Here is a 658-nt window from a genome sequence, read left to right as displayed (position 1 = left end):
CGCGGGGCCACCCCGAGCCGCTCGCAGATGGCCTCCAGGCGCACGCCTTTCTCCAGGGCCTCGTCGACGTGGGCGAGCGTCATTTCTCGCTCTTCTCGTCCCCGGAGTCGTCCTCGTCTGCCAGGTGCCTCTCGTCCCACCCCATCGCCTGAAGTTTTTTTTCGAGCACCAGCAGTGCCGCCGTCTCCGCCAGCGCCTTCTCCTTGCGGTGCAGCTCCCGCTCGAGCTCCTTCACCCGCTTCTCGGCGGCGGCCAGCCGCTTGCGCTCCTTGGCCGGCAGCGGCTCGCTCGCCGTGCCGGAGAGCGCCCCCGCGGCCGCCTGCTGCCACTCCCGCAGCTGCGCTTCATGCAGCCCCTCTCCGCGCAGCAACGCCCCCAACTCCTCGCCTTTGAGTTCCTGGGCCGCCGCCAGCACGCGCACCTTCTCCTCGGGTGTCCACTTCTTGGGCCCAGCGGGCGGGGCGGGCTTCTTCTCGTCGGACGGGGGCATCATGGCCGCTACCCTATTCGCCGCGCGCAACCACTGCGACAACGTCGGTTGGGACACTCCTACCTGCCGGGCCAGCGTCGAGGCATTCACCGCGCTCGGGCCCATCATCCGCTTCACCATCTGCGCCTTGAATGCGTCTGTGTACGGCACTTCAACCGCCTGCGCTCG

General features: G+C 69.3%; 1 protein-coding gene. It reads right to left on the bottom strand.

Annotated features, from left to right (window positions below; all coding sequences use genetic code 11):
- Positions 1-79: 79 nt before the first annotated feature.
- Positions 80-658 (bottom strand): transposase (locus HUA74_RS44950; protein WP_217443737.1); only part of this gene is annotated, 579 nt, incomplete at its 5' end.

The sequence above is a fragment of the Myxococcus sp. CA051A genome (genome assembly GCF_013336705.1).
Classification (GTDB): domain Bacteria; phylum Myxococcota; class Myxococcia; order Myxococcales; family Myxococcaceae; genus Myxococcus; species Myxococcus llanfairpwllgwyngyllgogerychwyrndrobwllllantysiliogogogochensis.
Note: the sequence above shows the minus strand (reverse complement) of the source record. Positions and strands in the feature narration are given on the sequence as shown.